Source organism: Myxococcus sp. CA051A, from assembly GCF_013336705.1.
Taxonomy (GTDB): domain Bacteria; phylum Myxococcota; class Myxococcia; order Myxococcales; family Myxococcaceae; genus Myxococcus; species Myxococcus llanfairpwllgwyngyllgogerychwyrndrobwllllantysiliogogogochensis.
Genome location: NZ_JABUMS010000022.1, coordinates 98226 through 124326 on the forward strand (window position 1 = coordinate 98226; position 26101 = coordinate 124326).

24 protein-coding genes are annotated in these 26101 nt (G+C 66.6%); 15 read left to right on the forward strand and 9 right to left on the reverse strand.

Features of this window, described 5'->3' with window-relative positions; all coding sequences use genetic code 11:
- Window positions 1–380 precede the first annotated feature (380 nt).
- The 4 genes from HUA74_RS39790 (at window position 381) to HUA74_RS39805 (ending at window position 3119) form a co-directional block, all read left to right on the forward strand.
- Window positions 381–827: a hypothetical protein gene (locus tag HUA74_RS39790; protein WP_174458757.1), complete on the forward strand. Its 447-nt coding sequence runs from the start codon at window positions 381–383 to the stop codon at window positions 825–827.
- An 87-nt stretch (window positions 828–914) separates the two neighbouring features.
- The gene (locus tag HUA74_RS39795; RefSeq protein WP_174458758.1) at window positions 915–1187 is read left to right on the forward strand and encodes a hypothetical protein; all 273 of its coding nucleotides are present in this window, start codon (window positions 915–917) and stop codon (window positions 1185–1187) included.
- A gap of 145 nt (window positions 1188–1332) precedes the next feature.
- Window positions 1333–2226, forward strand: a complete 894-nt coding sequence (locus HUA74_RS39800) for an RNA polymerase subunit sigma-70 (protein ID WP_254625470.1) — start codon at window positions 1333–1335, stop codon at window positions 2224–2226.
- A 74-nt stretch (window positions 2227–2300) separates the two neighbouring features.
- Window positions 2301–3119, forward strand: coding sequence for an alpha/beta fold hydrolase (locus tag HUA74_RS39805; protein WP_174458760.1), 819 nt, complete (start codon window positions 2301–2303; stop codon window positions 3117–3119).
- Window positions 3120–3411: 292 nt separating this feature from the next.
- Here the strand turns inward: HUA74_RS39805 and HUA74_RS39810 are convergent, their stop codons facing one another.
- The 3 genes from HUA74_RS39810 to HUA74_RS46965 form a co-directional block, all read right to left on the reverse strand.
- Entirely contained in the window at window positions 3412–4296 is an 885-nt protein-coding gene (locus tag HUA74_RS39810; protein WP_174458761.1) for a hypothetical protein, read from the reverse strand.
- An 8-nt stretch (window positions 4297–4304) separates the two neighbouring features.
- Window positions 4305–4667 carry a cytochrome c oxidase assembly factor Coa1 family protein gene (locus tag HUA74_RS39815; protein WP_174458762.1) on the reverse strand — a complete coding sequence of 121 codons (363 nt, stop codon included), beginning with the start codon at window positions 4665–4667 and terminating at the stop codon, window positions 4305–4307.
- A 62-nt stretch (window positions 4668–4729) separates the two neighbouring features.
- Window positions 4730–4978 carry an MYXO-CTERM sorting domain-containing protein gene (locus HUA74_RS46965; RefSeq protein ID WP_371817385.1) on the reverse strand — a complete coding sequence of 83 codons (249 nt, stop codon included), beginning with the start codon at window positions 4976–4978 and terminating at the stop codon, window positions 4730–4732.
- Between the two features lie 62 nt (window positions 4979–5040).
- Here HUA74_RS46965 and HUA74_RS39820 point away from each other — a divergent pair, with 62 nt between their 5' ends.
- The gene (locus HUA74_RS39820; protein WP_174458763.1) at window positions 5041–5184 is read left to right on the forward strand and encodes a hypothetical protein; all 144 of its coding nucleotides are present in this window, start codon (window positions 5041–5043) and stop codon (window positions 5182–5184) included.
- A gap of 279 nt (window positions 5185–5463) precedes the next feature.
- The gene (locus HUA74_RS39825) at window positions 5464–6456 is read left to right on the forward strand and encodes a hypothetical protein (RefSeq protein ID WP_174458764.1); all 993 of its coding nucleotides are present in this window, start codon (window positions 5464–5466) and stop codon (window positions 6454–6456) included.
- Window positions 6457–6471: 15 nt separating this feature from the next.
- On the opposite strand, the gene HUA74_RS39830 is transcribed toward HUA74_RS39825, so the two are convergent.
- Complete coding sequence (locus HUA74_RS39830) at window positions 6472–7086, reverse strand: glutathione S-transferase family protein (protein WP_174458765.1); 615 nt, start codon at window positions 7084–7086, stop codon at window positions 6472–6474.
- Between the two features lie 101 nt (window positions 7087–7187).
- On the opposite strand from HUA74_RS39830, the gene HUA74_RS39835 reads away from it, so the two are divergent.
- Together HUA74_RS39835 and HUA74_RS39840 are read left to right on the forward strand one after the other, a co-directional pair.
- Window positions 7188–8087, forward strand: a complete 900-nt coding sequence (locus HUA74_RS39835) for a LysR family transcriptional regulator (protein WP_174458766.1) — start codon at window positions 7188–7190, stop codon at window positions 8085–8087.
- 110 nt (window positions 8088–8197) lie between these two features.
- A complete protein-coding gene (locus HUA74_RS39840) occupies window positions 8198–9235 on the forward strand; it encodes a DUF3592 domain-containing protein (protein ID WP_174458767.1) in 1038 nt (345 codons plus the stop codon).
- Window positions 9236–9304: 69 nt separating this feature from the next.
- On the opposite strand, the gene HUA74_RS39845 is transcribed toward HUA74_RS39840, so the two are convergent.
- The 3 genes from HUA74_RS39845 to HUA74_RS39855 form a co-directional block, all read right to left on the reverse strand.
- A complete protein-coding gene (locus tag HUA74_RS39845) occupies window positions 9305–10102 on the reverse strand; it encodes an N-acetylmuramoyl-L-alanine amidase (RefSeq protein ID WP_174458768.1) in 798 nt (265 codons plus the stop codon).
- Window positions 10103–10355: 253 nt separating this feature from the next.
- Window positions 10356–11249, reverse strand: coding sequence for a signal peptidase I (gene lepB, locus HUA74_RS46185; protein WP_174458769.1), 894 nt, complete (start codon window positions 11247–11249; stop codon window positions 10356–10358).
- A gap of 152 nt (window positions 11250–11401) precedes the next feature.
- Window positions 11402–11812, reverse strand: coding sequence for a RidA family protein (locus tag HUA74_RS39855; RefSeq protein WP_174458770.1), 411 nt, complete (start codon window positions 11810–11812; stop codon window positions 11402–11404).
- A 149-nt stretch (window positions 11813–11961) separates the two neighbouring features.
- Between HUA74_RS39855 and HUA74_RS39860 the strand changes: the two genes are divergently transcribed.
- From HUA74_RS39860 to HUA74_RS39875, 4 genes are all read left to right on the forward strand, one after another.
- The gene (locus HUA74_RS39860; RefSeq protein ID WP_174458771.1) at window positions 11962–12876 is read left to right on the forward strand and encodes a LysR family transcriptional regulator; all 915 of its coding nucleotides are present in this window, start codon (window positions 11962–11964) and stop codon (window positions 12874–12876) included.
- Between the two features lie 135 nt (window positions 12877–13011).
- Window positions 13012–15753: a right-handed parallel beta-helix repeat-containing protein gene (locus HUA74_RS39865; RefSeq protein ID WP_174458772.1), complete on the forward strand. Its 2742-nt coding sequence runs from the start codon at window positions 13012–13014 to the stop codon at window positions 15751–15753.
- Window positions 15754–15755: 2 nt separating this feature from the next.
- Complete coding sequence (locus HUA74_RS39870) at window positions 15756–17957, forward strand: hypothetical protein (RefSeq protein WP_174458773.1); 2202 nt, start codon at window positions 15756–15758, stop codon at window positions 17955–17957.
- Between the two features lie 50 nt (window positions 17958–18007).
- A complete protein-coding gene (locus HUA74_RS39875) occupies window positions 18008–18439 on the forward strand; it encodes a hypothetical protein (protein WP_174458774.1) in 432 nt (143 codons plus the stop codon).
- A 27-nt stretch (window positions 18440–18466) separates the two neighbouring features.
- Here the strand turns inward: HUA74_RS39875 and HUA74_RS39880 are convergent, their stop codons facing one another.
- Together HUA74_RS39880 and HUA74_RS39885 are read right to left on the reverse strand one after the other, a co-directional pair.
- Window positions 18467–19489 (reverse strand): alpha/beta fold hydrolase, encoded by a 1023-nt coding sequence (locus HUA74_RS39880; protein WP_181790953.1) that lies wholly within the window; start codon window positions 19487–19489, stop codon window positions 18467–18469.
- A 112-nt stretch (window positions 19490–19601) separates the two neighbouring features.
- Window positions 19602–20486 (reverse strand): carboxymuconolactone decarboxylase family protein, encoded by an 885-nt coding sequence (locus HUA74_RS39885; RefSeq protein WP_174458776.1) that lies wholly within the window; start codon window positions 20484–20486, stop codon window positions 19602–19604.
- Between the two features lie 244 nt (window positions 20487–20730).
- On the opposite strand from HUA74_RS39885, the gene HUA74_RS39890 reads away from it, so the two are divergent.
- The 3 genes from HUA74_RS39890 to HUA74_RS39900 form a co-directional block, all read left to right on the forward strand.
- A complete protein-coding gene (locus HUA74_RS39890; RefSeq protein ID WP_174458777.1) occupies window positions 20731–21636 on the forward strand; it encodes a LysR family transcriptional regulator in 906 nt (301 codons plus the stop codon).
- 438 nt (window positions 21637–22074) lie between these two features.
- The gene (locus HUA74_RS39895; protein ID WP_174458778.1) at window positions 22075–22536 is read left to right on the forward strand and encodes a hypothetical protein; all 462 of its coding nucleotides are present in this window, start codon (window positions 22075–22077) and stop codon (window positions 22534–22536) included.
- An 849-nt stretch (window positions 22537–23385) separates the two neighbouring features.
- Window positions 23386–26101 (forward strand): amino acid adenylation domain-containing protein (locus HUA74_RS39900; protein ID WP_174458779.1); only part of this gene is annotated, 2716 nt, incomplete at its 3' end.

Below are 26101 nucleotides of genomic sequence, written 5' to 3' on the forward strand. Positions count from 1 at the left end.
CCAGTGCCTTCCTTGGAGCCACTGGAGAAGCGTGTACGCGCCAGGCTGTGCAGCCGCGTTCACATCGACCTCTGGATTGTGCAAGGAATTGCACAGCCCTGACATGGGCGCCGTCGAGGATGGGGAGACTGGGACAGGGCCAGCTTCTTGCTGGGCGACCGGGCATGAATACCCTCAGGCATCTGTCGACCTGGTCGTCGTTCGTGGCGCTCGGATGGGTCCTCCTCGCGCCAGGAGTCGGCCGTGCATCGGAAGCCGAAGCGTCGCCCGGTGAGATGGCGTCAAGCCCACAGCCTCTCAGCCCGGCCCCGCTGGTGGATGCGCCTCGGGAGGAGAGTGGTGGACGGTATGTGGGGCGCATCGCGGCCGAGGTGGGACTCATGGCCGCGACCTCGATGGCGGCGGCGATCCCCGGAATGATCATCGGCGCGACGAGCTTGCGGGAGGATCCACCGTCCCGCTTCGACTTCCTGAACCTCGATGGAGCAGGGCGTGGGTTTCTCGTGGGGGCCGCGATAGGTGCTCCGCTGGGCGTCTGGTTGGGTGGGCGGGCCACCCGGGGCCGAGGGACCTTCGGGGGCGTATTGCTGGGGGCTGGAACCGGGGGCGGCCTTGGGCTGCTGGCCTCGACGCTGGTTCCGAAGAAGCACGAGGATATCGCGCCGCTACTCTTCCCGGCATTCGCCATGGCCGGCTCACTCATCGGCTACGAGGTGTCCCACGCCTCGAACATGGCGCCTTCGGCCCCCGCCGCCGAGGTGAGCCTCCTGCCGGTGCTCGCCCTCGACGCGAAGGGGAGCATGCTGGGCCTGTCGGGACGGTTCTGACGACCCCGACGCAGGTGCTCGGGGCCACCGGGCGCGAGGAGCAGGCAGACGCGCTGGCGGACTGGCTGCGAATACACCTCAAGGTGGATGCGACCGCGCCGGAAGCGCTGCGCTCCGCCTGACTCACGACGCACGAGACACCGAACCCGAAGTGGCACCGCGTGGGAGCAGCAGGCCTACGTCAAAGCCTCCAACACGGGGGTCAACGACAACTTTGGCCTGCGCCTGGCGCTCTCGGCGGATGGCTACCTGCTGGGTGTGGGTGTCCCCTACGAGGACAGCAAGGCGAAGGGCATCAACGGCAACCAGGCGGACAACAGCAGCGAGGACAGCGGCGCCGTCTACCTCTTCAAGCTCTGAGCCGCCCTCGCGCGGGCCTGCATCGAAGCCGCGCCAAGCCCGCGTTTTCACTGGGGCCGGGGAGGAATCATCGGTCGACCGATGATTCCGGTCCCTCCGCGTCGTTTGGGTGTGGATGATAGAGACCACACCCTCCCCGCCCCCGATGACCGCCTTCGACGCGCTCGTGCGACCGCACCGCCGCGCGCTGCATCTCCACTGCTACCGCATGGTCGGCTCGTTCGCGGAGGCCGACGACCTGGTGCAGGAAACGCTGCTGCGCGCGTGGAATGCGCGCGATGCGTTCGACGCGAGCGGCGGTGAAGCCGGGATGCGGCGCTGGCTGTACCGCATCGCCACGAACGCCTGCCTCGACCACCTGCGAAGCTCTTCGCGGCAGGCGGCCTCCGCGCGCTCGTTCGCCGAGATTCCCTGGCTGCAGCCCTACCCGGACGTCCTGCTTGAAGAGGAGGCCGTCACGCGCGAGTCCATCGCCCTGGGCTACCTGGCCGTCATCCAGCGACTGCCGCCGAGGCAGCGGGCGGCCTTCGTGTTGTGCGAGCTCCTGGACTGGTCCGCGGCCGAGACGGCTTCCCTGCTGGAGACCTCGGTCGCGGCGGTCAACAGCAGCCTCCAGCGTGCCCGCGCCACGCTCTCCCGCCACGAGCCCCTCGCACGCGGCGACGCGGTGAGCGCCGACGAGCGCGCGCTGCTGGAGGCGTTCATCTCGGCGCACCAGAGCGGCGACTGCAAGGCGTCCATCGCGCTGCTCACGCGCGACGTGCGGGTGACCATGCCCCCACTGCCCGCGTGTTTCGAGGGCGTGGACCAGGTGCTCCCGCTCATGGAGCGCGCGAATGCCATGGGAGAGTGGCGACTGGTGCCGGCGTGGGCCAACCGCATGCCCGCGGCCATGAGCTACCTGCGACGACCGGGAGACCCCGAGCTGCGCGCCTTCAAGCTCGACGTGCTGCATGTACGCGACGGCCGCATCCACGAGATTACGACGTTCGAACCCAGGCTGAGGGCCGCCTTCGGTCTGCCGGAGGTGCTCGGGTGAGAACGCTCCTTGTCGCGCTGTCCCTCCTCGCCGTCTCCTGCTCCTCCATTCCCTCCTCCCGAGGCGCTTCCCCCATGACGTCCCCCACCCTTCCGACGAAGACCGGCCATGCCCAGGTGAATGGCCTGCGCCTCTATTACGAGGTGCGCGGCGCCCTCGCTGACGGAGCCATGCCGCTCGTGTTGTTGCACGGAGGGCTCCACAACACCCTGATGGACGCGCCGGTCGCGACGCGCCTCGCGCAGGGACGCCAGCTCATCTCGGTCGACCTCCAGGGCCACGGCAGGACCGCCGACATCGACCGACCCCTGCGCTACGAGCAGTTGGCGGACGACCTCGCGGCCCTGCTCGACGAGCTGCGCGTGCCGCAGGCGGATGTACTGGGCTACTCGCTCGGCGGGGGCGTCGGCCTGCGCCTCGCCATCCAGCATCCGTCGCGGGTGCGCAAGCTCGTCGTGGTGAGCTCGCCGTTCAGCAGTACCGGCTGGTACCCGGAGGTGGCCACGGCGTTCCAGCACCTGACGGGCGCGCTCGCCGACATGATGAAGCCCGCGCCGGTGTACCAGACCTACGCCGCCATCGCGCCTGATGCGACGGGCTTCGCGCGCCTCATCGACAAGACCGGCGAGCTCCAGCGCCGGCCCTACGACTGGTCCGTGGAGGTGTCGAAGCTCGCCATGCCCGTGCTCCTCGTGTTCGCGGACGCGGACTCCATGCCGCCCTCGTACATCGCGCGGTTCTACGAGCTGCTCGGCGGAGGCCAGCGCGACGGTGGCCTCGACGGCAGCGGTCGCCCCAAGTCGAGCCTCGCCATCCTGCCCGGCCACACGCACTACGACCTGTTCGAGTCCCCCGCGATGATTACAACCGTCGAGCCCTTCCTCGGGCCCTGACCTGCCGCGCGAAGCCGGACCTTCCGCGTCAGGCGCCCCCAATCCGGTCACTGCGTGATACGCGCGTCAATGCCTGTCCACAGCCCTTCCCACGTCCGGCAAGGAGCCCTCTGAAGTGCGACAGACGCCGCTGCATTCCTTCCGCAACGGTCGACCTGGGGGTCGTTGCTCAGGATGATGGATGTCTGGGACAGCGCGCCAACGGTGGTGAGCTCCCGGGCCTGTTGATTGAAGAGGAACGAATCGGGAGCGCCAGGATGCCTGCGCCAGGAGGGCGGCGTCAGGCCCTGGTTCAAGTGCCTGGGGCCGGTCCACCGAGACGAACTCCACGCATGGCTCGCACCGAGCGCGTAAGGCTCTCAATGGATACCGAGTGGCCGCGCTCCGCCAACAGCTCGACGAGCACCGCCATCGACGCGTCATCGCCGAGCGCCATGAGCGCCTGGCTGCGCGAATCACTCGCCAGCCACGTGAGCGCCGCGCGTGGTGCCAGGCCCTTGCCCTGACGCAGCCGGTCCTCGACCTCGGGCTTCAGCGCGGAGTGCCCTGCGTTCGCGAGGGACATCACGCGGTCATAGTCGACAGAGCCGTCCGCATCGAACACGGTGGGCTCGAACACTTCATCGAACGTCGCGTGGTCGTGGATGTCGGGGGTGAACTCGGTCCAACCGCGCGCCCCACACACCACCGTGCGTCGGCACCGGTCCGCGTCGACGCACGTGGTGCCATCCAGCAACACGAGTGCGGCTTCACACGAGCGCGCCACCAATACCGCGCCGCCGTCGCCCCACGCTCCACTCACGATGCCGAGCCCGCCGCCGACAATCAGGTCGCCCTTTATCTCGACGCGTGCGCTCGCGGCGAAGCGCACGTTTCTCGCTCGCACGTCGCCGGTCACGACCAGTGCGCTCGACAGGTAGTCGTTGGTCCTGCACACGAGGTCACCACTCGTCTCGAGGTCTCCATCGATGACGACGGCCCATGGGCCGCGCCCGCTCTTGATGGTGTCCTCGCAACGCACGCTGCCATTGACGATGCGTGGCACGACGATGCCATTGGTCTCCGGGTCGTTGAACTCCTCGGTCTCCAGGAACGAGGTGAGCCAATCCGCTCCGGCAAACCGCCTGGCGACTTCCGCGAACGTTGTCACTTCACCGAGTTCATCGAGCCGAGTCATGGGCCTGTTCAGAACTCGGCGACGACGTTGATGACCTTGCCGTCCTGCGCCATCACTCGAAGGCGGCTGAATCCCCAGACCTGGCTTGTCTGAACCGCCTTCACATGCAGCACGCCGTCCTGCTTGCTTCCCGAGAGAGCAATCTGCATTTCGGCGACTGCGTTATCGTCACGAGCCTGGGTCGTGCCCGAGAAGAAGAAGCTGCCACTCACGGGCGCGCCGAGTGTCTGGATGACCTGCTGATGGTTCACGACCCGCGCGAGCGCCTCCTCATGGGGAAACTGACCCCGGAACCACATGCCGCCGCAGCCGCAGCACATCAACGGAAGTCCCACCAGCGCTCCAAGCACCCACTTCAGCGTCGGCGACATTCCTGGCTCCCGGCCCTTCTGGGCCTGACGACGTGACGGGGAGCACTCTAAGCGTGCGCTGCCTATACCGATAGAAACGAACGGGAACCCCGGCGCGCAAGCCGTCCGAGGAGGAGCACGAGCGCGAAGGCAAACGGCGCCGAGGCGCCCGCCCCTGGATGCGCCTCACAGCCACATCCGGACGTCCCTGGCCTCTCATTCCCGGTTCCAGGGTCGACGGGAGGCGGCGACACGCCCCTCCTGGAGGAACTCCAGAGTCCACGCCATTGGACGCCACCGCGACATTCCGTTCGTGGAGGCCCGGACCTCATAGGTCGAATGGCCCCCGCTCCACTGCTCGCCCTCGGGGCGGTAGGCGAAGTGGACCTGCCTCATGACGGAGGCCACGTCGAAGGGCGCGCTGACCGCCGTGCTCGTGGGCGCGGCGACGGACTCGGCGGGAGGTCGTGAGCGGCAGCCCATCCAGGCGAGGAGCGCGACACCCAGACAGAGGCGCAGGGCTCCCCTGGATGCGTGACGAGGGAAAGTGGAAGGCATGGCGGTCGTGAGGTGGGGGATGAGTGCTTCCGCCGGGCCCGGAAAGCATCGAGAGGAGCAGGTGCTCCCTGTTGAGTCGTGGACGCCAGCTTGCACCACCTGGGCCACGACGGTGTCTGCCTGATATTGCGTCCCGCGGGCGTCGTCTGCGCAAGGCGTTGCACGGTGCTGCGCAGCGGCCTGCTCGACCCGGTGGTTCACGCGCCGGAGTCCGTGGTGAATGTCGCAGGATGGAAACACCCCGAAAGGAACCGCACGCATGCCGCAGCGACTCTTGTTGATGCTCTTCGGAATGTTGGTGTCCTGCGCCACCACGCCGAGCCCCAGTGACGCGCTCAAGACTCCCGCATCGGTGCCCGGCCGACCGCTCGCGCTGCCGGTGAAGTTCAGCGAGGACCGATTCTTCGTGCAGCCCGTGACGCTCGAAGGGCAGACGCTGACGTTCTACACGGACACGGGGGGAGGCCTCTTCATCCTGGCGGATGCCGTGACGCGACTGGGACTGCAACGGATTGCCAGAGCGGCAGGAAGTGAGGATTCCGGGGACTGGGTACGGATGCCCGACTTCCGAAATGAAGCCTGGATGCCAATGCCCGAAGGCACCGAGGGACAGCTCCCCGTGGCGGCAATGGAGAGGGTCCTGTCTGAACTCGGGGATGGAATGCTTGGTCAGGGCTGGTTCGCCGGACGGGTCTGGACCTTCGACTACCCCGGCGGAAAGCTGTGGCTGCGCGCGGCGAGAGACGTTCCGGAGGTCGCTCCCGCTCACCGGGTGGCGCTGGGGTTTCCGACTGATGCGACGGGAAAAAGGCAGGCGAACTTTCCTCGCATCCAGGTTCGGGTGGACGGAGAGACGCTCGACCTGCTCTTCGACACGGGCGCGATGCTGTCTCTCACGGAGTCCGCCAGGAAGGTGCTCGCGGATGAGCGGCCGGCGACCCGGGCGACGAACTTCATCACTCGCTCCACCTTCGAGCGCTGGCACCAGCGTCACCCGGACTGGCGGGTCATCGAGGATGCAGACACCTACCTTCCAGGCTCAACGCTCATCGAGGTTCCCCGCATCGAGGTGGCGGGTCATGAGGTCGGCCCCGTCTGGTTCACCACCCGGCCCGACCCGAACTTCCGTGAGTTCATGTCGCAGTTCATGGACAAGCCCGTCGAAGGAGCCTTGGGAGGCAATGCGCTGAGGTTCTTTCGCGTGACGGTCGACTACGACCAGGCGGTGGCCGTCTTCGAACGCGCCCCTTGAGACCTCCACCGTGTCCTACCCTGAAACCGCCGTCCTCACCGCCGGGCGTCGAGTGTGACTTTTGACGTACTCGACCAACCGCGGATGCCCGTCGAGCAGCGTCAGCGTGTGCGCCAGGTGGAGGATTGATGCCATCAGCACATCGGCGGCGGTGAACGTGTGTCCCACCAGGAACTCGCGGCCGCCAAGGCCCTCGTCGATGACATCCAGCAGGGTCGCGAGGCGAGTCCCGAGCTTCGCGAGGTCGTCATTCGAGCGCGTGGCCGCCTTCCGCTCTTCGGGCAACTGCGCGTGTCCGTGGAACTCCATCACCACGGGCTCGAGGCTCACCTCGGCGAAGGCCATCCATTGGTAATAGAGGCCGCGCTCCGCGGAAGCCATCCGCGGCGCCAGGCCCTTCTCCGGGAACAGGTCAGCCAGATGGAGGCAGATGGCCAGGGTCCCCAGCAGCGTGACGTCTCCATCCACGAGAGCGGGAACTTCGCCCAGCGGATGGACCGCCAGGTAGGCGGGAGCGGTGTTCTCCTGTCGAGCAAGGTCAAGCTTGACCAGTTCGTAGGGCACCCCGAGTTCCTCCAGCAACCAGCGAGCACGGGTCGCTCGGGTTCGAGGGGCGAAGTACAGCTTCATGTGTGAGCTCCTGAGGTTGGCGAGCGGCAACATGATGCCGCCAGGGCTGCCCTGACAATGTGGCCAAGAGCGAACTCATTGTCAGGTTAGGATTGACGGCCATGATTCCACCAGCCGACATGATGCTCTTCGTCGCGGTCGTTCGAGAGGAGAGCTTCACCCGAGCAGCGCGCCAGCTCGGCATCACCAAGCAGACCGTCAGCGAGCGCATCGGGAATCTGGAGGCGCGGCTCGGGGTGCGCCTGCTCGAACGGACAACGCGGCGCCTGCGGGTCACCGGGGCCGGAGCGACGTACTACGAGCGCTGCGCCGCCATCGCCGCGCAGATCGACGAGGCGAACAGCGAGGTGCAACAGCGGCAGGCAGAGCCCACGGGCTTGCTGCGGGTCTCCTCGCCAGTGCTCTACGGTCGGCGATACCTGACCCCCGTGGTTTCACGGTACCTCGCGCGCCATCCCCAGGCGCGGGTGGAGCTGGTGCTGGCGGACCGCCGCGTCCACCTCATCGAAGAGGGGCTGGACGTCGCGATTCACATCGGCCCTCTCGACGACTCGTCGCTCGTGGCGAGAAAGCTCGGCGAGAGCCCGTTCCATTTCGTCGCGAGCCCCCGCTTCCTGTCCAAGTACGGCATGCCGAGCGCCAGGGACCTCCGCTCCGCGCGCTGCATTGGCTTCAGTGCGTTCGAGACGTGGGAGGCCGAGGGAGTGAAGTCTCGAATCGACCCGGTCCTGACCGTGAATGACCTCGAACTCGCGTGCGACGCGGCGATTGACGGGGTCGGCATCGCGCGCGTCCCCGCCATCCTTTGCCGGGATGCCGTCCGTGAGGGCCGGCTGAAGATTCTCTTCGGTCCCCGGCCCGCGATGTCACGGGCCATCCACGCCGTCTACCCGAGCCGGCTGAATCTCCCGGCCAAGGTCCGACTCTTCGTGGACGCCATGGCGACGCTGGCCGAGCCGACAGTGCCTCCGCACAAGGGCCCGCGTCGAAAACGCTCGTGATGGGCGACGTGACCCGTCCGGCGAGCGACGTCACGCAGGACCCTGCGGGAGGGGGGCCCCGTAGCGGACGTCCTTTCGTTCATTCCGGAGTATCCCTATAGGCTGGGGCCATGTCTGTTCGCGTGGGCTCGCCCCTCCTGATGATCGTGGTCGTGTTGCCGGTGACGGTCCTCATTGGGGGCCTGGACTTCTTCGCCATCTCCGCCATGGTCCGCCAGGCACAGGTGGCGAGCTGGCCCTCCGCGCAGGGCACCATCACCCGGAGCGAGGTGGTGATGGTGCACACGAGCAAGGGCTACAGGCGCGAGCTGAAGCTGGCCTACACCTACTCCGTCGACGGGCAGCCCTACGAGGGCGACAAGCACAGCTTCAACGCGGGGAGCTCGGGGATACACAGGTACGAGGAGGAGCAGCTCGCGCGCTACCCCCTCGGGGCCAGCGTCCCCGTGTACTACCGGCCTGGTCAGCCCTCGGAGGCGGTGTTGCAGGCGGGCATGGATAGCTGGGGGCTGTTCACGCTCATGGGCGCGATGCCTTTCAACCTGGTGATGTTCTGGCTGTGGGTCGTGGTGAGGTGGACCCCGAAGAAAGAAGAGCCGTTCCGCTTGTCCACCTTCATCCGGGAGGACGGCAGCGAGTGCGTGACGCTCGATGGGCCGCGGCCGGCCATCCGGGTCTCCCTGGCCCTGGTGGGCGCCTCCCAGGCGTGCTTCGCGCTCGGGGGATTCATGGGGGGATTCACCGCCCCGCTGCCCGTGGGCGTGGGGACCTGGGGGGTCATCATCGCCTGCGGTGTACTCGCCGGGCGGTGGGCGCGCGAACGGCTGAAGTCAGGGCACCATGACGTGCGCCTCCACACCCAGGCGCGAAGCCTCTCCCTGCCGCCCTTCTCCGAACGCAAACACCGGCTCGACGTCCGGTGGCGCGATGTGCGGTCTCTCCGCGTCGAACCCCAGCTTCACATGCCCAAGAAGGAGCGGGTGAGCAGCTATCAGCTCACTCTCCAGCTCTCCACCGCCGACGGCGAGGCGCGCCAGGAAGCCATCGCCAGCTTCCCCGACCAGGAGGAGGCAGACGCGCTGGCACACTGGCTGCGAACGCACCTCGAGGTTGGCGAGGGCGCCCCGGAAGAGCTGCGCTCCGCCTGACTCACGGCCCATCGGTGTCGCACGACACGGGCTCCGGGCAGGGGGCATGCCTGGAGTCCCGTGTGCCCCTTACCGCACCTTCTCGGTGGCGCGGGTGATACGCCCGAAGTCGAAGTTCTCCGAGGGGTCCTTCTTGTCGGGGTTGGTCTCCTTGTGGCCCACGACGTTCTTGGTGGGGACGTCGTAGCGCTTGGAGAGATAGGGCACGAGCTGCTCGAGCGCCTTGTATTGCTCTTCGGTGTAGCCATCCTTGCCGTCGCCGTCGTTGACGATTTCGATGCCGATGGAGCGGTCGTTGACGTCCTTCGACTTATCACCGTGCACAGCCCCCCCACCCGCGTGCCAGGCACGCTTCTCGTCGGCGACGAGGTGATAGATGGTCCCATCCTTTCCAATCACGTAGTGGGCGCTGACCTTGCCGCCGTTCTTCTTCTCCTTCGCCCATCGAGTGGCTTCACCGATGAGACCGCCCCCCTCGCCGGTGAGCGTCTCCAGGCTGCTCTTGTCGGACTTATCGGCGGTGTGGTGAAGGACGATGGTGTCGATGTCCGTTCCGTTGCGGGACTCATCGTAGCGGTCCGATCTGGCCGGACGGACTTGCATCTTCGGCGTCGGGTTTTTCGGGTCGGTGGACGGAGGCGTCAGGGGCGCCGGGTCCGGGCAGTTCGGCCCACCGGGACTGGCGTTCGACGGCGCCGGGCCCGGGTGCGGGCAGGGAGTTGTCCTTGGCGCTGGAACAGGTTCGAAGCTGTCCACGGGGCCCGGCGAGGGTGCGGGCCGTGGAGTGGGCGTGGGCCGAGGACTCGGCTCGTCCTTCAAGTAGCGGACGATGCTGTTGTCGACGATGCGCTTCAGGGGACCAAGCATGGGGAAATCCTGGGGTGTGGGGATGGAACGGGAGCAACCGTGAGCCTGCTCCTCTGCGAGCACTTGCGTGGTCCACAGAGCAAGGCGCAGGCCACCTCCAACCATGCGAAAGGACGAAGCCCCACCGCCCGCGTTGTAGGCCGCAGCCTGCAACTGGAGCCGAAGCTGTTGTCTGGAGCCTGCACGGCGGCATCCGCCACGTGATGCGAACCCCGCCCGGCGTTCTCGTGGAAGTCCACAGCACCCTGAATGCTCACCGGAGCCATTGGCCGAGCCGGCCCCACCGAGCCCTGCCTTCGGGTGCCCACGAGAAGAAGATGTAGGAGCCCACACCGCGGATGTTGGCTTCCGGCACGGCGCCGAAGTAACGCGAGTCGAAGCTGTTGTCGCGATTGTCTCCCAGGACGAAGAGGTGCCCCTCGGGGACCTTGCAGCTCGTGCCCTCGAGTTCGAGGTGGGCTGGGCAGCGTCCCTCTTCCGTCGGGAGGGACGCTCCTTCCCCGCCGACCTGGATGCGGTAGTTGAGTTCTCCCAACAACTCCTCGTACACCGCGCATCCGGGCGCCTGCCGCGGCGGGTCGGTTGCGATGCACGCGTCCTCGGTGAGCCGGCGCGAGACGGGCTGGCCGTTCAGCCACAGTCTGCCAGCTTCCATCCGCACGGTGTCACCGCCCAATGCGACGATGCGCTGCAGAAAGGGTCCTTCTGAAGTGTGCGGGGGGTCGAACACCAACACCTCACCGCGCAGCAGAGGGCGACGCCTCAGCGGAGGCGCGACTGTGGCGTCCGCAATGAGCACTTCTCCCTGCAGGAGGGAGGGATGCATTCCCCCGGACGGCATGCGCCAGGACGTCGTGACGCTGGCGCGAATCTCATTCAGCACCACGCTGCTCGCGAGCCAGATTCCCACCACCATCAGCAGCGCACGCCAGCGCGAGGGCACGCCCACGGCGGGTGGAGCTACACGCGCCACATCCACGACGGCCGCCACGTACAGTGCCAGCAGCACCACGACGCCGACGAAGCCCATGAACGGCAGGCTCGCGCTGAGCACCACGATGGCTCCCACCCACAGCGCTCCGCGCAGCCACCGTCCCATGAGTGCATGACCCACACCGGGATTGAACAGCGCGAGGAGGGTCGCCACGGCCCTGCGCCGGAATGAGAGAGGCCGGGGCGGGGGCATGGCTGATTCGGCTTCGACCGTCATCGCCGGAGCATCCGCGAAGAGAGCGGCCCTGCACAACCGTCCTGGCCCCACTCCTCCGCTGTCGAATGGACGCTCGGTTACGACGTGGGTCAGCCCACGACCGCGGTGGCTTCAATCTCGACGAGGACGCCCGGCTCGAAGAGCACGGAGACTCCGATGAGAGAGGCCGGCGCTGGCGAAATCTGCAACTCGGCGGCGACCTGCTCGATGCCGGCGAGGAAGGCGGGCATCATCTCGGGCTTCCAGTCGACCACGTAGAACGTCAGTCGGACGACGTCACGGAACGTCGCCCCAGCGGCCGCGAGCGCGATGGCGACGTTGCGGTAGGACCGCGCCACCTGTCCCGCCAGGTCACCGCGTGCGACGAGCTGGCCATTCGAGTCGTACGCGACCTGCCCCGCGACGTGCACCTGCCGGGTGCCGGTGGCAATCGCCACCTGTCGGTATCCATACGCGTCTGTCTTCGGGAGTCCTTCGGGGTTGAGCAGGGTGACGGGCATGAGTGCGCTCCAGTGGGCTGTGCCGGGAAGCGTTTCGGGGACGTCGCCGCCCCGGCGTGAAGAGGTGATTGCCGGACTCGTATACCGAGGCCATTGACGAATGGCGTTCGCCTCTCCAGCGACGCTGGGGGCTACAATGAGGGCCCTCCATGAAACGCGCCCAGTTGGATGAGATTTTCGTCTTCATGTCCGTCGTGGACGCGGGCAGCTTCGTGGGCGGAGGCCGGGCCGTCGGACTGACACGCTCGACGGCTGGCAAGGCCCTGGCCCGGCTGGAAGCCCGCCTTGGGGTGCGGCTGCTCAATCGTACGACGCGCCACGTGAGTCTCACCGACGATGGCCGTGTCTTCCATGAGCATTGCCTGCAAGTCCTGGCGGCCCTGGACGAAGCGGAAGCCAGCGTCGGTCAGCGCACGGGCCACCCCCGGGGAACCTTGCGGCTCACCGTGCCCGACGCCTTCGGCAGACGGCATGTCCTCCCCTTGCTGCGGGACTATCTGCGGACCTGGCCCGAAGTGCAGGCGGAGGTGAGCTTCACGGACCGCGTCGCGGATATCATCGAGGAGGGTTACGACCTGGCCGTGCGCATCAACACGACCAGCACCGACACGCGCCTGGTTTCACGGCTCGTGGCTCAACACCGGGCGGTCCTCTGCGCCGCGCCTGCCTACCTCGAGGCGCGCGGCGAGCCTGAAACGCTGGAGGAACTCGCGACGCATGATTGCCTGATATTCAGCAGCCGGACGCGACGACAACACTGGCAGCTGCGCAAGAAGGGCGGCTCCTCGGTGAAGGTGGAGGGGCGAAGCCGCCTTCGTCTCGACAGCGGCGAGGCGCTCAGGGATGCGGCCGTCGCGGGACAGGGCATCGCCTATCTTCCCGACTTTCTGGTCGACGAAGACCTGGCGAATGGGCGGCTCAAGGCGCTGCTGCCGTCTTGCGAGACGGAGGTCGTCCCCATCATGGCCATCTACCCGAGCAAACGATACCTGCCAGCGAAGGTGCGACGTTTCATCGACCTGATGGTCGCGCAATGGAGCGCGAAGTCTCGCCAGCTCCCCTGAGCCAGGGCTTATTCCTGGGTGATGTCACCTTTGTGCACGCCATTGTCGCGGTGCTGGAAATGACGACAGCGTGAAGTGTGTGAAGACGGGCCGGTCGAGTCGCGCCTCTCGCTGACTCTCCCCGAGGAGTTCTTCATGCACCGTGTCATGAGCTGGATGCTCATCCTGGCCGCCGTCTGCCTCGCAGCTCCCGCCCAGGCGCGCGACTGGTTCGTCCGCGCGGGCGCCACGGGAGGTGATGGCTCGCGGGAAAGGCCCTTCGCCGACCCCTGGATGGCGCTGGAGCGCCTGGAGGCGAACGACGCGGTCCACGTCGCCGCGGGGCGGTATTACGGCAAGCTGGAGCGTGGAAACTGGGAGCTCGTCTTCCCAGGAGTCCGGTTGCTCGGCGGCTATGACGCGGCCTTCCAGGAGCGCAACCCCTGGAAGAACCTCACCGAGCTCACCTGGCGCAAGGGCTCGCCAAACCGTCCGGATGTCTCGCTCGCCCGAGTCAGCACCAGCGCCCAGCGAGACACGGCGGGCGCGACCATCGATGGCTTCTTCATCGACATGCAGGACACCTATGACTACGTCGGCGAGGGCGGCAACTTCGACGCGAGCGCCCTCCACCGCAACGGCGCCGTGGACCTGGCCAGGGGCGGCGTCCTGCGCAACTGCATGATTGTCAATTCCCTCCACGCCGTGCGCACGTCGCCCGGAGCCGTGGTGGAGAACAACGTCATCGTCAACTCCATCTCCGCCGCCATCATCTCCAAGGGCGGCGGAGACCAGGACCCGCCCGTCACCCTCCGGAACAACACCATCGCGTTCATCTGGGCCACCAAGGCCATCGCCGAGGGCGGCACCGATGGCGCCGGCATCGACGTGACGAACAAGGCGCTCCTGGAGAACAACCTCGTCGTCCACTCCGACAACCACGGCGCCCAGGTGACGGTGCCCTCCAAGGTGACGCTCCAGGGCAACGCGTTCTGGAGGAACCTCTTCTCGAACGCCGCCTTCTACTTCGAGGGCAAGAAGTCCTCGCTCGATGACTCCGACATCGCGGACGCCGAGGACGTGGGCTTCGCGCGGGCGGGCGGCAACGTCGCCGTGGACCCGAAGCTCCCCTTCGAGCAGGCCTGGTACGAGCGGTTCACCCGCCGCGAGGGGCGCGGGAAGAAGTTCGACGCGAAGGCCTGGGAGGAGACGCGCACCGGCGCGGGCTTCCCCGCCACGGGCGAGCCCCTCACCCTCTTCGCGCCCGCCTATCCGCCGGGGGCCGTCCCCCAGCTCGTCTCTCCAGGCAATGCCTCACTCACGCAGGGAGCTCGCGCGAAGGGACTCAAGCTGACCTTCTCCACGGCCTCCTCGGCGGCGCCGGCCAAGGTCTACACACGGGTGAGTCTCACCAGCATCCAGGCGAACCCGAAGGGCCACGACGGCAAGGACGTGGAGGTCATCGTCGGAAGCCAGGGCGTGGCGAACCCGGACAACGGCCCGGTTGGAACCTCGCGGGAGACCCACAAGGCCGTCTTCCTGGTCGACGAGAAGAACGAGGCGCGCGCCACGGGACTCTTCAGGAAGGGGACCGCCGCCGAGCGCGTCATCGACGCCATCCCCAACTACGGCTCGGGCCCGCCCAGGGACCTCTTCGTCGTGCGCGGCACCGCGAGAGCCCGCGAGGGCAATCCTCGGTACGCCCTCGTCATCGACTCGGTCGAGCCCTTCGAGAAGGAGCTCGCCATGGCCGCCCGCCCGAAGGGACGGGACTGGTTCGTGCGTGCCGGCGCGACCGAGGGCGATGGCTCGCGCGAGCGGCCCTTCAAGGACCCCTTCCAGGCGTTGGAGCAGGCCCAGCGCGGAGACCGCATCCTGGTCTCGCAGGGCGAGTACGGCGGCAAGCTGAAGAGCGGCAAGTGGGTGGTGGACGGCAAGCAATACCTCACGCTGCTCGGGGGATGGGACCGGGACTTCCAGCGCAGGGACCCCTGGAATACCCCCACCCTCCTCCACTGGCCGTCCGACTCGAAGACGTCTCCGCAGGGGTACCTGCTGGAGGGCAATGGCGACCACACCGGGCTCATCGTGGATGGCTTCGTCTTGGATCGCCGCACGCTCAACCGGTATGACCCGGACGGCTTCCTGGACGTCAACCTCTCTCCCGACAGCGAGCACGTCTGGGTGTCCTCGCCGGAGACGGTGATTCGCAACTGCACCTTCGTCAATGGCGCGGGCGCCGCGGTCCGGATGAGCAACGCGGTGACGTTCGAGAACAACATCGTGGTGAACATGGTCTCCGACGGCATCCGCGTCACCGGAGGCTTCGGCACGCGGCCCGCGAGGATTCGCGACAACACCTTCCTGTTCATCTGGAACCGCAACCGCCCCCATGACGGCTCCAGCTCCACGGGCACCGGGGTCGCGCTGGGAGGCAACGCGCCCGCGGTGCTGGACGGGAATGTGTTCCAGTACATCGACAACTTCGCGGTGCGCTCCAGCGCCAATCCGGGAGAGGTGGTCCTGACGGACAACGCGTTCTTCCGCAACTGGGCCGCGTTCCGCTCCACGCAGGGGACACCACCGCCCACGGTGGACGAGAAGTCCATGCACCTGCTGGCGGACCTCCCCTTCAAGAAGCAGGCAGGCAACATCGTCGCCGACGGAGGATTCGACCTGGACCCCGCGCTCTACGCGAGCTGGTTCGCTCGAACCTCGAAGCAGACCAGCCGGTTCACCGCCGAGGAGTGGGAGCAGGTCTCACCGCCGTCTATCGGCGCGGAGCCGGCGAAGGCCGGGCTGGGCAAGGCGTTTGACTGGAAGGCGGCCGCGCAGCTGTTTCCGAAGAACGCCCAGGTGAAGGGCGCGCGGCCCAGGAAGCTGGAGACCGGGGGATGACCATGAAGAAGACACTGACCGCGGGGATGCTCGTACTGCTTGTCGCCCTGCCCGCCGGGGCGGATGAAATCGACGACAAGGTGCGCGCCGTTGAAGACAACCTCAGCCGCATCAAGGACAAGCTCGACGGCATTGTCTCCGACTCGAGTTCCAGCGACATCGACTCCGCGCTCGACACCCTGGGCAACGTCAGGAATGACGTGGAGCGACTCAGGTCGCTGAACCCGCCGAATGACCCGGGCAAGACGATGGCGAACTCCTACCTGGACTACATCTCGAAGTTCCGGGAGTCGGCGCAGTACCTGAAGCGGATGAAGGACGCGCAGGTGAAGGCGGACGAGTCCCGCCTCGCCGAGCGCTGTAACGAGGCCGAAAGGAACCTGAAATCCTTCATCCAGACGTTCGTCGACAAGAAGGACCCGACGGGGGTCTTCAAGATTCCAGATGAAGCCGAGAAGATTGGCCGCATCTACAACGACGAATACCGGAAGCACCAGGAGGTCCACGGCGAGCTGGACCGCTGGCGGAGTTATGCCCGGAACTTCTCCGAGTCACACAACCGCTGGTCGGACGTGAAGGGCGAACTTCAAGACGGCGTCAACGATATCTGGGACCGCTGGAATCGGCGGATGGAAGAGACGAAGTCGAAGTGCGTCGAGGTCGCGAAGGGCAAGGAGTTCGACGCGGCGAAGGACGCGATGTCAAAGCTCGGCAACTTCGGGCAGGTCCGCACGGTGATACGCAAGAAGCTCGATGAGCGATTGCAGACCATCGCCTCGAAGGTCAGGGACCTGGACTCCCGCAGCGGCGATGCGTCCTCGGAAATCTCCGAAGCGCTTCGCGCCGTGGAGGACGTGCTGGGCTTCCTGGGCGACCTGAAGGACATCCAGGGCGAGGACTCAGAGGCCCGCCAGCTCGTGGAGCGCTGGCCGGCCCCCACCAGGTCGCTGAAGGAAGCCATCGAGTCGATTCGCAGGCTGAAGTCCGAGCAGTACTTCCTCGAAGGAGACGTCCGAGCCTGCCGCGCGGACGAGGTCCGGCTCCAGGAGACGATTCGTGAGCAGGTCGGCAACAAGGACAACCACGCGCAAGGGGTCGTGAAGCTCAAGGAGATGTCCGACTCACTTGAACGGACGTGGACGGGCAAGAAGGCGGAGACCGACCGCCAGAAAGAGGCGATGGAGCGCCGCGCGGTGGCCGCCAAGGCCTTCTCCTTCACCGAGGGGAACTGGTCGAGCATCAAGGGCAACCTCGATGCCTCCGCCGACAAGATACTTGCCTACTGGAACACCCGGCGCTCGGAGATCTACGAGAAGGACCCGTGCAAGAACCTCGTCCTCGGAGAGAAGAACCCCGACGTCGCGCGCGCGGGGCAGGAGCTCAGCCGCTATGCGGTGGGCATCGCGGAGAACTACCGCGCACTCCGGAAGGACTTCCTGGAATGGGAGCGTGATGTCCTCGCGTTCCGGAAGACCGCGAAGCAGGACGCCGATGCCATCCGCGACGCCTTCTGCAAGGAGTACGACTGGGAGCAGAAGGTGAAGGAGATTTCGGACAGCTATGCGTCGACGCTCAACAGCCAGTGGGGTTCAATCACCGGGCGATATGACCGCATGTTGAAGGCCGTCGAGGTCCTCGTCGCGGAGAAGAAGGTCAAGTCCGCACCGAAGCTCCAGAATGCGCTCATCTCGAGGATGAAGAGCATCGAGAACATCAAGGAGGGCCAGTTGCTCGGCTCGAACAGCCCGAAGGTCCGGGCGCACATCCGATACGGACAGGAAGAGCACAAGCGCCGCCAGGCCTCGAGCTGTTCGGAGGGTTCGGAGATCTCCATCGAGGCCACCTACTGCGACAATCCGAACCCGCGTTACAAGGGCCGCGGGTGTCGGATTGACTGCATCCACCAATGCCAGGTCCTGGAGATCAAACCCGACAACATCGCCGAGATGGAGAAGGGCGACAAGCAAGGGGAAGAGTACACGAAGGCATTGCACAAGAAGTACAAGGCACTCGGCGATGCCATGTTCAAGGAGTCCGGCTACGAGGAACTTGCGGACTGCGAGGACAGGACCAACAAGCGACTCAACCTCTCAAAACACTCCGTGGTGCCGTATCCGTTCTGTGCGGACCGGGACGGAAGCTTCTTCCCGATGCTGGGCGAGATGCCCACCGACCAGCCGCCAGAGAATCCGAACGACGGCTGAGCGCCCACCCGCTCCAGACGTGAGGTTGCTACAGTCCTGAGTCACTGCGCATGACAGAGCATCCTCACGAACTGGACCTGACGAAGCTTCCCCACCTCCGCTCGGAGGAGGTGAAGCTTCTCTGGGTCTCCAACTACTGGGATGGCCCCCTCGAGGGCATGGCCGAGTACCGAGGCGAGCGATGCTTCTATGTCGTCGCGGAGCCAGATCTCATCGCCGCGCACGATGAGACGCGGCGGTGGGTGCTGTACCGACTGACTCCGGAGCAACTCGGGGAGGAGGAGCGCTGGCATGCCCTGTTCGTTCGACATGTCGGCGCTCATTTTGACTTCACGGGGACGCCAGCGCCTGAAGGAGCGCATCCTCACCCAGAGCGGTTCTACGAGCCCTACCAGGCCGAGTACCGCCCTCCTCTCCTCGGTGCAGGGCAGGCGCTGGGGTGGGTAGATGACTTCGCCTCCTCAAGCGGTCCGTCGCAATAGTCTCCACGCGGAGGCAGGCAGGTCGGCTCAGTCCAGGTTCTTGTCGGCGAGGAACCTCGACAGAAGGTCCGCGATCTCCACGTTGTTGGTGTCCGAGAACGGGAAGTGGGTGTTCCCTCGGACGCCGAGCTCTGGCAGGTGGACGAGCGTGACGTCCCCGCCATGGCGATTCACGGCGTCCCGCCAGAGCCGCGCCATCGCGAGCCGAACCCGCCAGTTGTCCTGCCCTGGATTCGGCGACGGCCCCTCCGGAATATTGTCCCCGAAGAACATCACGATCGGGACCCGGGTCAGCGGCATGAACTGAGACAACGGAACGCCGCGAGCCTCGAGCGGGCCCGTGAGGCTGGGCATGGGCGGAGGCACCTCCCCCTCTGGAAAGACGAAGCCGCTGCCCGGCTCATACGAGACCACCGCTCGAACTTTCGGGTTCCGCATCGCGACCCACCAGCCAGGACCTCCTCCTTGCGAGTGCGTGACGAGGATGCCCGGCCCCATCCGGTCGAAGAGGGCGGAGACAGCGTTCGCGCTCACCTCCGCATCGAAGGGCCCCGTGTTCGGCGTCATCGAGCGGAAGAACTGGTTGAGCGCTTCCGGCTCACGCGAGAACCGCACGCCGGGGAAGTAGTCCGGCCAGACTCCCATCCGGAACATGCCGAACCAGGTCTGGTCGTCGGGAGTCGCGGGGATGGTCAGCGGAACGGTGCTGCGCCCCGCGTCACCGCGCCGGGGCTGGTCCAGGAGATAGACCGCGAATCGGCGGCGCAAGAAGAGGTTCTGAAAACCCTCCCGACCGTCAGGGGTGGTCTCCCACGTCTTCGAGGACTGGCCAGCACCATGCCAGAACACCAGCGGGAGTCGACGCGCGTCGTTCGGCACCTGATAGAAGACATACGCGTGGTCTCCGTGGAGCGTTGCGCCCTCCGAAGAAGGACGGAGCGGGTCGAACGTCCCTGGACTGGTCACCACCGTCCCTCCAACGGCGAAGCTCCCTTGCTCTTGGAGCACCAGTCCTTCCGACGTCGTCGCGCCAGTCCTGGTGGGACTCACACATGAACTCGACGCCACGCTCATCACGACGAGCGTCCCCTGAATGAACCGTCCTGGCCGCTGCGTTCGCATCTGGGTTACCCCCTGGGAATTCTTTCGACCCTCGCCATCGTCACCTGGCTTCAAAGACGTCCTTCGCCACCGCGAGCGCCGTCATCGCGCTCGGCCAGCCCGCGTAGAACGCCAGGTGGGTGATGGTTTCGATCAACTCCTCCCGCTTCACCCCGTTCTCACGCGCCCAGGCGAAGTGGGAGCGGAGTTGGTCCGGACGGTTCATCGCGATGAGGGCGCTGACGGTCACCAGGCTGCGGTCCCGCTTGGAGAGTTCCGGGCGCTCCCAGATGTCCCCAAAGAGCACGCCGTCGGTCAGCTCGACCATCTTGGGCGAGAAGTCACCGATGAGGCTCTGAGCCCGGGTGGGTTGCCCCGCGCCACCCGCGCCCGTGCGCGCCGGTACCTCGGACGGTGGCCGGCCCTCCGTCGTGGGGGCGCCGTACTGCGCATCGCCGACCTTCTCCATCCACTCGGTGGTCTTTCCGTCGAGGTGCTCCAGCACGGCGATGTGCGTCATCCGGTGCTCGGGCGAGGCGCCATGCCAGTGCTTCTGGCCGGGGGGAATCCAGACCACGTCTCCTGGCCGGATTTCCTCGGCGGGGTCTCCCCAGCGCTGCACCCGCCCCACGCCCTCGGTGACGAGGAGGACCTGGCCCAGGGGATGCGCGTGCCAGGCCGACCGGGCGCCTGGCTCGAACGTGACCGACGCGCCCGAGGTGCGGGACGGCGCCTTCGCGTGAAACAGCGGGTCGACACGTACAGCCCCCGTGAAGTTCTCGGCGGGCCCCTGGCGTGGGGCCTGCGAGCCGCTCCGGGAAATCCGCAGCGCCTGCGCGCCGTCGCTCGGGGACGTTGCGGCCACCTGCGTCCCAGCCTCGGTCGTGTGGGCACACGCCACGGCAACGAGAGGGAGCACCATTGCGGTCAGGGTGAGCCGTTTCATGTCGGTCCTCTCAAGGGTGGCGGCGCGGAGGCCGAGCTGGGACGGGCGAGTTGGCGGGGGGGGTGGGGCCGGTCCGGCGAGAAGAGAAGTAGCTGCCACGGAAGCAGCGGGCCAGATGGGGATTTGGCAATGGGCCTTGAAGCTGCGATTGAAGATGGGCTGCTCTGACAGGACGCCTTCGCTGAATGGACACCGCCGCTCGGGGCGCCACGCGTGGCCTCTGTGACTCACACGGACACTCTTCATGAAGACGACGCTCCTCCCACAGCTTCAGGTTTTCCTCGTGGTGGCACGCCTGAAGAGCTTCAGCGCGGCGGCGCGCGAGCTCAGCGTCTCTCCGGCGGCAGTGAGCCAGTCCGTGCGTCAGCTCGAGGCGCAGCTTCGGGTGGTGCTCTTCGCCCGAACCACCCGCAGCATGTCACTCACGGACGCGGGACGGCGTCTGCTGGAGGGTGCAGGACCCGGCCTCGGCCAGGCGCTTGCAAGCCTCACGGAGGTGTCGGCGCAACCGGGCGAAGCGGTGGGGCAACTGAAGCTGACGGTGCCGGAAGTCGCGGTGCCCTTCGTCATCACCCCGGTGCTTCCTGCCTTCCGCGCGCGCCACCCCCGAGTGGAGGTGGAGGTCGTCGCCGAGAACCGACTCGTGGACATCGTCGCGGAGGGCTACGACGCGGGCGTGCGGCTGCACGAGGCCATCGAGCGCGACATGGTGCAGATACGCCTCTCCCCTGCCTTCCGCTTCGTCGTGGTGGGTGCGCCTTCGTATCTCGAACGCCACGGCACGCCGCAGCGTCCCGAGGACCTGCTGCGTCACGAGTGCTTCACCATCCGCATGCCCTCGAGCGGAGGGCTCTACGCCTGGGAGCTGGAGCGCGGGCGCAGGAACTGGCGGGTGCCGGTGCGAGGCGGCGTGCTCACCAACGACCGCGCACTGACGCTGGCCCTGGTGGAACAGGGCCTGGGGCTGGCGTACGTCTTCGAGCCGGCGGTGAAGGAGAAACTGCGCACCGGACGGCTCGTGCGAGTGCTCGAGGAGTACGCGCCCACCGTGCCGGGGTTCTTCCTCTATTTCCCGAGCAGGGCACAGCGCTCGGGGCCCCTGCGACTCTTCATCGACGTGGCCAAGGAGCTCACGGTGAAGACGGTGTGAGGCTTGTTAGCCCAAGGTCCCCGGCTGGGACATGAGCGGCTGACGACAGGGTTCGCTTGCGTGTCCGTCAGGAAGTCCAGCCACCATCTGGTGCCGGCGCGCTTCGCAATCCCTGGCCACCGGCCGGTGCCCGCAACCCTCGCACTGCGTGGGAACCAACTCGACAACGTGTTGAGATTCAGCCGCTCCTTGTCGAGTTCCGCTACGGCTGGCGATGTGTCACGTTGCGGTAACCGCTGTCGAGCGCTGTCCCGCCCACGGCCCGCTGCCCAGCAGTCCCTTCAACCAGGCACCAGTCGTTGAGCGGCTACTCAAACAGTAGCCTCCGGGTAAGGATTGGCTTGCCAAACGAATTCCCCAGCCATCAAGCCGCACACCATGATAGACATGCAATGCCGGTCAGACTGACGGCTTCACACCTTGCACGCGAGTCACAGCATGCAGCCAACCCGCCTCCTCCTCACCATCCTCGCCCTCTCCACCATTGCATGCGGAGGGCCGGCAGACACCGCCAACAATCAGGAGCAACAGCCAGGCATCAACAAGGCGAATCTTGACCCGAGCGATGCTCTTATCGGAAACTATTACCTTGGCGCCGGCGGCGATCACCTCATCACCATTGACGCAACTGGCAGCGGAATCACGACATCGCCAGCATGGCCGCCGGGCAACTGCTTTTACAATCAGCCCATCTATCGAAACCTCGTGTTCAGTCGTATTGACCCTGGTTGTGAGCATATCTACACCGGCGAGAGGTATTGGATGTGTTCGACGCCCTCCATCTGGACCCCCATCACGTTGAAATTCCATCCCCACGGGGCCTGCGGCAATACTGGCCCCAGTTGGTTCGTTGAGTTTGACTCATATGGCACTGGTCATTGGAGCTTCACCAAGTACTGAGGCCTGATGAGGGCGCATGACTGCTGGCGGTGAAGCCGAGAGGCGTTGAGCAAAACATGCCATGGCAAGCAGCAGTACGTGCCACCCAGCAGCAGACTCGCAGTGACGCCTTCGGGCGCTGGGCTGGACCTCCGGGTCCGGCCCCTTTTCATTTCCCGCGTGCCGTGGCCCTTGGCGGCATCAAGCACCGGCCGTCTGGGGCTGATTTCAGCAGAGCCATGTCAAGGTAGCAGCGGTGCGCCCAGGACCAACGCCCTCCCCCATGTCCGGGCCAGTGGAGATGCGCCCGCTCGCCACCTCGCCAGCCTTCCGCGGAAACTCCCGCCCTCACCGGCGCAGCGCAGGATTCCTGGCAATAGGAAGCTTCCTCGTTCGAATCACTGAGCGTGCGTCCCACCTCGCAACGACGGCAGCCCCATCACCGCAGGTGGTGCTCTGGATGGCGCACAGTGAAGGGAATTCTCCCTGGAGCCCCAGCGATTCCCGCGTCCCCTTGCTCGCCTGGAAAATCCCACATGCTGAGATTCTGGTGCGTGCCCAATTTTGGAGAATCTCCAGGACAATGGGATTCTGCATGGAGCATGTCCGACCCCCTCGACACTCACTGCAGCCCGCCAGACAGACTGTGTCTCGTATTGCCGCGCGCCCCGCGCATACTTGAATACAACTGTTGATGTTTCACTGGTGGCTCGACCACCGGGTGCTGCAGCGAGGGCGTCAGCCATCCTTGGCGATGGCTTGATACATTTTGCCCGGCCCCTTCCATCCCCGTGACGACGCACCGACAGCCTGTCGGTCGGCAAATGCTCGCGCTTCCTGGCCCCCCAGGGCTGGCGCTCGGAGTCTGTAATGAGCAGTGGGAACAAGAACCTCGAGAAGCTCACCCCCAAGCAGCGCGCTCTGTACGAACTGCTTCTCAAGGAAAAGAAGGGACAGCTTCAGGACGCGACCACGAAGGCGGTGGAGCGGACCATCCCGCGCCGGGAGGACACCGGGCCCGCACCCGCTTCCTTCCCGCAGCAGAGACTGTGGGTGGTGGACCAGCTCGAGGGCGGTCGCGCCTTCGCCTACAACGTCCACATCACCGTCCAGTTCACCGGCGCGCTGGATGTCGCCCTGCTGGAACGCTGTGTGAATCAGGTGGTGCGGCGCCACGAGTCGCTGCGCACCGTGTTCGCCGCGCGCGAGGATGGCATCCCCGTCCAGGTGGTGCTGCCAGAGCTGCGCTTGCTCGTCCCGGTCGAGGACGTCTCGCACCTGTCGAAAGAGGAGCAGGACGCCGAGGTGGAGCGACGCACCAGCGAGGAGTCCCAGCGGCTGTTCGACCTGGCGCGCGGGCCGCTCCTGCGCGGCAAGGTGCTGCGGCTGGGCCCCGACAACCACGTGGCCCTGGTCACCATGCATCACCTGGTGACGGACCGCTGGTCCCTGGGCATCTTCGTCCGCGAGCTGATGGCCTTCTACGCCGCGGGCGTCACCGGCCAGTCGCACGACCTGCCCGAGCCCGCCATCCAGTACTCCGACTTCGCCGTCTGGCAGCGCGAGCGGATGCAAGGCGAACGGCTGCGCACGGAGCTGGAGTTCTGGAAGCAGCACCTGCGCACACTGCCCGCGCCGCTGGAGTTGCCCACCGACAGGCCCCGACCGCCCGAGCAGACCTACCGCGGCTCCCGCCAGTTCGTCACCCTGCCGGTGGCCCTGACGCGCGCCCTCAAGGAGATCAGCCAGCAGGAGGGGGCCACCCTCTTCATGACGCTGCTGGCCACGTTCCAGACGTTGATGCACCGACACTCGCGACAGTCGGACATCACCGTCGGCTCGCCCATCGCGGGTCGCAACGTGCCGGAGCTGGAGACGCTGATCGGCTTCTTCGTCAACACGCTGGTGCTGCGCAATGACCTGGGCGGCAACCCCACCTTCCGCGAGCTGCTGCGCCGCGCGAAGGAGGTGTGCATGGCCGCGTACGCACACCAGGAGCTGCCCTTCGAGAAGCTGGTGGAGGAGCTGCAGCCCCCGCGTGACTTGAGCCGTCACCCGTTGTTCCAGGTGATGTTCAGCTTCCAGAACACCCCGCGCCAGGACCTGTCGATGCCGGGGTTGCAGTCCACCTATCTGCTGGTGGACCCGGGCTCGGCCAAGTTCGACCTGCTCCTGGAGCTGCGCGAGGACCGACCGGACGAAATCTTCGGCTGGCTCGAATACAACACCGACCTGTTCGACGTCGCGACCATCCAGCGGATGCGCGGGCACTTCTACTCGCTGCTCGGCGCGGTGGCGGAGAACCCGGACACGCGGCTGTCCGAGCTGCCCCTGCTCACCCAGGAGGAGCAGCTCCAACTGCTCTCCGACTTTCAGGGCCAGCAGGACGACTTCCCGCGCGACGTGTGCCTGCACTCACTCATCGAGGCCCAGGCTCGCCGCACTCCCGACGCGGAGGCACTGCGCTTCGAGGACTCTGCTCTTTCGTACGCGCAGCTCGACTCACGCTCCAACCAGCTCGCGTGGCACCTGCGCTCCCTTGGCGCTCGCCCGGGCTCCCTCGTCGGCGTCTGCCTGGAGCGCTCGCTCGACCTCGTCGTCGCGCTGCTCGCCGTCCTCAAGTCCGGCGCCGCCTACGTTCCCCTGGACCCCGCATATCCCCGCGAGCGCCTCGCCGGCATGCTCGAGGACGCGGACGCGCCCGTGCTCCTCACTCACGAGCACCTGAAGGCCGTCCTCCCCCAGCACGACTCTCGCGTGCTCTGCCTCGATTCACAGTGGGACGACGTCGCAATCCACTCCCGCGACTCGCTGCCGCTCCTCGCCGGGCCCGACGCTCCCGCCTACGTCATCTTCACCTCCGGCTCCACGGGCCGCCCCAAGGGCGCCATCAACGCCCACTCGGGCATCGTCAATCGCCTGCTGTGGATGCAGCAGCAGTACGGCCTGTCCCCGGACGACACCGTCCTTCAGAAGACGCCCTTCTCCTTCGATGTCTCCGTCTGGGAGTTCTTCTGGCCCCTCATGACGGGCGCGCGTCTCGTCCTCGCGAAGCCCGGTGGGCACCAGGACCCCGCCTACCTCGTTAGCCTCATCTCCGAGCAGCGCGTCTCCACGCTCCACTTCGTCCCCTCCATGCTCCGTGCCTTCCTGGAGGAGCCGGGACTCGAGAAGCTCTCGGGCCTGCGTCGCGTCGTGTGCAGTGGTGAGGCCCTCCCCGCCGAGCTCGTCCGCCGCGCGCACGCCCTCCTTCCCGCCTCCGCCGAGGTCCACAACCTCTACGGCCCCACCGAGGCCGCCGTCGACGTCTCCTTCTGGCACTGCGCTCGCGGCGACTCCCGACACTTCGTCCCCATCGGTCGCCCCGTCTCCAACACGCAGCTCCACGTCCTCGACTCCACCGGACTCCCTACTCCCGTCGGCGTGCCGGGCGAGCTCTTCATCGGCGGCGTCCAGGTGGGCCTCGGCTACCTCAGCCGTCCCGCGCTCACCGCCGAGCGCTTCCTCCCCGACGCCTTCTCCGCCATCCCCGGCGCGCGCCTCTACCGCACCGGCGACGTCGCTCGCTGGCTGCCTGACGGCTCCC

Bases quoted from the DNA above. Each gene is read 5' to 3' on its own strand.
- HUA74_RS39790 (WP_174458757.1), top strand. From the start codon at position 381: ATGGCCGCGACCTCGATGGCGGCGGCGATCCCCGGAATGATCATCGGC.
- HUA74_RS39795 (WP_174458758.1), top strand. From the start codon at position 915: ATGCGACCGCGCCGGAAGCGCTGCGCTCCGCCTGACTCACGACGCACG.
- HUA74_RS39800 (WP_254625470.1), top strand. From the start codon at position 1,333: ATGACCGCCTTCGACGCGCTCGTGCGACCGCACCGCCGCGCGCTGCAT.
- HUA74_RS39805 (WP_174458760.1), top strand. From the start codon at position 2,301: ATGACGTCCCCCACCCTTCCGACGAAGACCGGCCATGCCCAGGTGAAT.
- HUA74_RS39810 (WP_174458761.1), bottom strand. From the start codon at position 4,296: ATGACTCGGCTCGATGAACTCGGTGAAGTGACAACGTTCGCGGAAGTC.
- HUA74_RS39815 (WP_174458762.1), bottom strand. From the start codon at position 4,667: ATGTCGCCGACGCTGAAGTGGGTGCTTGGAGCGCTGGTGGGACTTCCG.
- HUA74_RS46965 (WP_371817385.1), bottom strand. From the start codon at position 4,978: ATGAGGTCCGGGCCTCCACGAACGGAATGTCGCGGTGGCGTCCAATGG.
- HUA74_RS39820 (WP_174458763.1), top strand. From the start codon at position 5,041: ATGACGGAGGCCACGTCGAAGGGCGCGCTGACCGCCGTGCTCGTGGGC.
- HUA74_RS39825 (WP_174458764.1), top strand. From the start codon at position 5,464: ATGCCGCAGCGACTCTTGTTGATGCTCTTCGGAATGTTGGTGTCCTGC.
- HUA74_RS39830 (WP_174458765.1), bottom strand. From the start codon at position 7,086: ATGAAGCTGTACTTCGCCCCTCGAACCCGAGCGACCCGTGCTCGCTGG.
- HUA74_RS39835 (WP_174458766.1), top strand. From the start codon at position 7,188: ATGATTCCACCAGCCGACATGATGCTCTTCGTCGCGGTCGTTCGAGAG.
- HUA74_RS39840 (WP_174458767.1), top strand. From the start codon at position 8,198: ATGTCTGTTCGCGTGGGCTCGCCCCTCCTGATGATCGTGGTCGTGTTG.
- HUA74_RS39845 (WP_174458768.1), bottom strand. From the start codon at position 10,102: ATGCTTGGTCCCCTGAAGCGCATCGTCGACAACAGCATCGTCCGCTAC.
- HUA74_RS39855 (WP_174458770.1), bottom strand. From the start codon at position 11,812: ATGCCCGTCACCCTGCTCAACCCCGAAGGACTCCCGAAGACAGACGCG.
- HUA74_RS39860 (WP_174458771.1), top strand. From the start codon at position 11,962: ATGAAACGCGCCCAGTTGGATGAGATTTTCGTCTTCATGTCCGTCGTG.
- HUA74_RS39865 (WP_174458772.1), top strand. From the start codon at position 13,012: ATGCACCGTGTCATGAGCTGGATGCTCATCCTGGCCGCCGTCTGCCTC.
- HUA74_RS39870 (WP_174458773.1), top strand. From the start codon at position 15,756: ATGAAGAAGACACTGACCGCGGGGATGCTCGTACTGCTTGTCGCCCTG.
- HUA74_RS39875 (WP_174458774.1), top strand. From the start codon at position 18,008: ATGACAGAGCATCCTCACGAACTGGACCTGACGAAGCTTCCCCACCTC.
- HUA74_RS39885 (WP_174458776.1), bottom strand. From the start codon at position 20,486: ATGAAACGGCTCACCCTGACCGCAATGGTGCTCCCTCTCGTTGCCGTG.
- HUA74_RS39890 (WP_174458777.1), top strand. From the start codon at position 20,731: ATGAAGACGACGCTCCTCCCACAGCTTCAGGTTTTCCTCGTGGTGGCA.
- HUA74_RS39895 (WP_174458778.1), top strand. From the start codon at position 22,075: ATGCAGCCAACCCGCCTCCTCCTCACCATCCTCGCCCTCTCCACCATT.